At 41.9% G+C, this 4,138-nt stretch carries 3 protein-coding genes and 1 CRISPR repeat array; all 3 genes read left to right on the top strand.

Annotated features, from left to right (window positions below):
• Nucleotides 1-483, top strand: a 483-nt coding sequence (locus tag PX484_RS05810) for an urease accessory protein UreF (protein WP_288103128.1), incomplete at its 5' end; no start/stop codon positions are given.
• A gap of 150 nt (nucleotides 484-633) precedes the next feature.
• The gene (locus PX484_RS05805; protein ID WP_004268158.1) at nucleotides 634-1,584 is read left to right on the top strand and encodes a glycosyltransferase family 2 protein; all 951 of its coding nucleotides are present in this window, start codon (nucleotides 634-636) and stop codon (nucleotides 1,582-1,584) included.
• A 5-nt stretch (nucleotides 1,585-1,589) separates the two neighbouring features.
• Nucleotides 1,590-2,180, top strand: a complete 591-nt coding sequence (hpsU, locus tag PX484_RS05800; protein ID WP_046661380.1) for a hormogonium polysaccharide biosynthesis acetyltransferase HpsU — start codon at nucleotides 1,590-1,592, stop codon at nucleotides 2,178-2,180.
• 186 nt (nucleotides 2,181-2,366) lie between these two features.
• Nucleotides 2,367-3,724: a CRISPR direct-repeat array (repeat unit 36 nt; unit sequence GTTTCCAACTAATCCTATTTGACCTAATAGGTAAGG).
• Nucleotides 3,725-4,138 lie beyond the last annotated feature (414 nt).

The raw sequence follows: 4,138 nt of genomic DNA, 5'->3' as shown, positions 1-4,138 counted from the left end.
GCTGTTTTGCTAAGGGTATATCGTTGTTTTTGTCAAGAGGATTTTACAAAACTTAATTATTGGGATAATTGGTTATCGGCAACGCGGGAAACGGCCGAATTAAGACAACAAAGCTGGCAAATGGGGCGATCGCTGTTAAACCTATTGCGAGAGTTAGCACCGGCCAGAGATAATCTACCAGAAGAGGCCAATTATGCCACCGCCTTTGCGATCGGGGCAAGTCATTGGCAAATTGGGGAAGAATTAGCGGTTTTAGGCTATTTACACAGTTGGGCAAGTAATTTAATTAATGCAGGATTGCGTTTAATTCCCCTTGGACAAACCCTAGGACAATCGCTTCTGATCGGTTTACAGCCCAGTTTATTAACAGCAACAGCAGATATTATCAGTTTAGCCGATGAAAACCTGACCAGTTGGAGTTGGGGGCTAAGTTTTGCCAGTATGAACCACGAAACCCAGTATAGTCGTCTATTTCGCAGTTAGAAATTTAGAGAGGAGAGCAGGAGAATGACGGAAAAAACCGAATAAGGTATAGTAAGATTAAAAAAAAATCTTAGGTCTTAGTTCTCGCTTTCTGAGTAACTAAGGATTTTAAGGAAAGGTGCGAACACTCTACCTAGCCACAGTGTACCAATGTTTAGTCAATCAGAAAAAATTCCCGTTTCGGTGTTGATTCCCGCCAAAAACGAGGAATCCAACCTTCCCGCCTGTTTAGAGAGTGTTGCTAGGGCTGATGAAGTGTTTGTCGTCGATTCCCAAAGTAGCGATCGCTCGATCGAAATATCTACCAACTATGGGGCCAATGTAGTCCAATTTTATTTTAATGGTCGTTGGCCGAAAAAGAAAAACTGGTCCCTTGATAACCTGCCTTTTCGCAATGAATGGGTATTAATCGTCGATTGTGATGAGAGAATCACCCCCGAACTATGGGACGAAATCGCCACCGTGATCCAAGATCCCAACTATAACGGTTATTATCTCAATCGTCGCGTCTTCTTCCTCGGACAATGGATTCGTTATGGTGGCAAGTATCCCGACTGGAATCTGCGCTTATTTAAACATAAGTCGGGCAGATACGAGAATTTAAACACGGAAGATATCCCCAACACGGGAGATAACGAGGTTCACGAACACGTTATCCTCGATGGCAAGGTGGGGTATCTGAAAAATGATATGCTGCACATCGATTTCCGCGATATCTATCATTGGTTAGAAAGACATAATCGTTATTCCAACTGGGAGGCCCGGGTTTATTACAATATTCTCACGGGTAATGACGAAAGTGGCACGATCGGAGCGAACTTGTTCGGTGATGCGGTGCAGAGAAAACGTTTTTTAAAGAAAATTTGGGTAAAACTGCCCTTTAAACCGCTGCTGCGCTTTATTCTCTTTTATGTTATCCGTCTCGGTTTCTTGGATGGCAAAGCTGGTTATATCTACGGTCGTCTTTTGAGTCAGTATGAATACCAAATTGGGGTTAAATTGTACGAATTACGGAGATTTGGCGGTAAATTAAACGTTAATACCCATGTTAATCCCCCGATTAAACCCTCGGAACCTCAACCGGTAGAAATGATTAAATAGGTCCTATGTCTCCAGAAATCCGCACCGATGAGGAAGCGTGGCTAGATCTGCGTACCTACGATCAATCTTGGTTCGATCGCGGTCGTTCTAATCCAATTATCCTACTTTGGTGGTTAGTACAGGGAATTCTTTTTCCCCTCAGTTTGCACCAGATGGATAGCTTTCGCTGCGCTGTTTTGCGGCTATTTGGGGCTAAAATCGGCCTTGGGGTGAAAATTCGCCCGACGGTAAGGGTGACTTATCCCTGGAAAGTGGCGATCGGCGATTATACTTGGATTGGCGATGATGTGGTGATTTATAGTTTAGATAATGTTACCATCGGCAGTCATTGTGTGATTTCTCAAAAATGCTATCTTTGCACTGGCAGTCACGATCCCGGCGATCGCTCTTTTGGCTTAAAAACCACTCCCATCCTCATCGGTAATGGTACATGGATCGCGGCCGATTGTTTTTTGGCTCCGGGGGTAAAAATTGGCTCTAATGTTGTTATTGGGGCAAGAAGCAGCGTATTTGCCGATATTCCCGCTCAAAAGGTTGCTTGGGGTAGTCCCTGTCGTCCTCAATACGATAGAAAGATGAATTCTTATAGTAGTTAAGCTAAGAGGCATTTTTGGCGGTCTTCCGCTCGCTTTTGCCCCACTGTTTCCCACGGGACATATTAAGCTGTTCGTAATTTAATTAGCATTTTTATCGATTTTTGTCAAGATATATTTAACATTTTTTATCTTGTTTATTTGACACAATTTATTAGAAAAAGGGTTTATAAAGAAACCCTTTTTCTAGTTTCCAACTAATCCTATTTGACCTAATAGGTAAGGAAAGCTTTGCTCGAGCGCAAAGTGAGGAAGCACAGTTTCCAACTAATCCTATTTGACCTAATAGGTAAGGATAGAAATATTCCTAAAGCGAGCGTCCCTCCTTAGAAAGGGGTTTCCAACTAATCCTAATTGACCTAATAGGTAAGGATATGCCATCATCCTATTTATTTCGCTCGCACTAGCGTTTCCAACTAATCCTATTTAACCTAATAGGTAAGGAGTAAGAGTAGGGCTAATTCATGAATTAGCCCTACTTTTCTAGTTTCCAACTAATCCTATTTGACCTAATAGGTAAGGTCCATAGTAGCCAAACACTCCACTCGGAGTTGGACGTTTCCAACTAATCCTATTTGACCTAATAGGTAAGGGAACCGCAAGAATTTAAGCTAAAATGGTACGAAACGTTTCCAACTAATCCTATTTGACCTAATAGGTAAGGGTGCGATGCTTGGATTGAGATTAGTTCAAACGAACAAGAGTTTCCAACTAATCCTATTTGACCTAATAGGTAAGGCTAATTTAGTCAAAAATGCCTATCGAGAATTGGGGGTGCAAAGTTTCCAACTAATCCTATTTGACCTAATAGGTAAGGGGTCGCGTGCGGCCCTAGTAGTATCAAAAAGGAAATCGTTTCCAACTAATCCTATTTGACCTAATAGGTAAGGGAAATCGTCTATCTTGTTTATGACTATGCAACAAAGTTTCCAACTAATCCTATTTGACCTAATAGGTAAGGCTTTCACAACGGACATGGACACGGTAACCCAAGAACGGTTTCCAACTAATCCTATTTGACCTAATAGGTAAGGTTTATGCTTTCTATAGCAATAGCCTCTAATTTTGTAGTGTTTCCAACTAATCCTATTTGACCTAATAGGTAAGGCGAAGTCACGACAGGACCGATCCCTGCAAACACCAAGTTTCCAACTAATCCTATTTGACCTAATAGGTAAGGATTTATTTGAATGCTCGGCAAAATATTACTGTTACGAATTTCCAACTAATCCTATTTGACCTAATAGGTAAGGCTGACAGAACTGGCAAAACTACAGGAGTAATCAAAATCGACTTGTTTCCAACTAATCCTATTTGACCTAATAGGTAAGGATTGTTTCCAATAATCAGTGGGCGCAAAGGGCTTAGTTTCCAACTAATCCTATTTGACCTAATAGGTAAGGAACACCATAGAGGAGTCGAAAAGAAAAGACGACACAAGTTTCCAACTAATCCTATTTGACCTAATAGGTAAGGTGTTCTTCTTTAGAAGAATAAGCTTTCCTTAAAAAGTTTCCAACTAATCCTATTTGACCTAATAGGTAAGGAGTACCCCTTGGAAAGTCTCATCGAGAGGGGAAGACAGACCCCCAAATCGACGCACCTGCAAAAAGAGGGTTAAAAAGTGGTCCTGGGGGGGGTAAAAGTCCCGATACCAAAGGGTAGAACCCTGACTGGGAGAGCAATCGACACATCTAACCAGAGAATCGGGGTTTTAGGTCGGGGAGGGGGTGCATCGATTTTCAGTCAAGAGTTGGGGGACAAGCTAGATGATGTAGAGATTTGGGGGTGGTTGAGGAGGAGAACCTCCCATCACCAACAATCTAGAGACAGCTTCTTCGGAAATCCCATAGAAGCGCACATCATCCTCTTGAGGATTGACCCTTTCTACTACTTTAGCGTACAGTTTCCGCCTCTCGATGTGTAATTAATTTTGCTTAAGTAATTATCTGTAATTAAGT

Source organism: Microcystis sp. M49636_WE2 (genome assembly GCF_030065375.1).
Classification (GTDB): Bacteria; Cyanobacteriota; Cyanobacteriia; order Cyanobacteriales; family Microcystaceae; genus Microcystis; species Microcystis aeruginosa_C.
The sequence above is the reverse complement of the archived record's forward strand: the minus strand, read 5'-3'. Positions and strand labels throughout refer to the sequence as shown.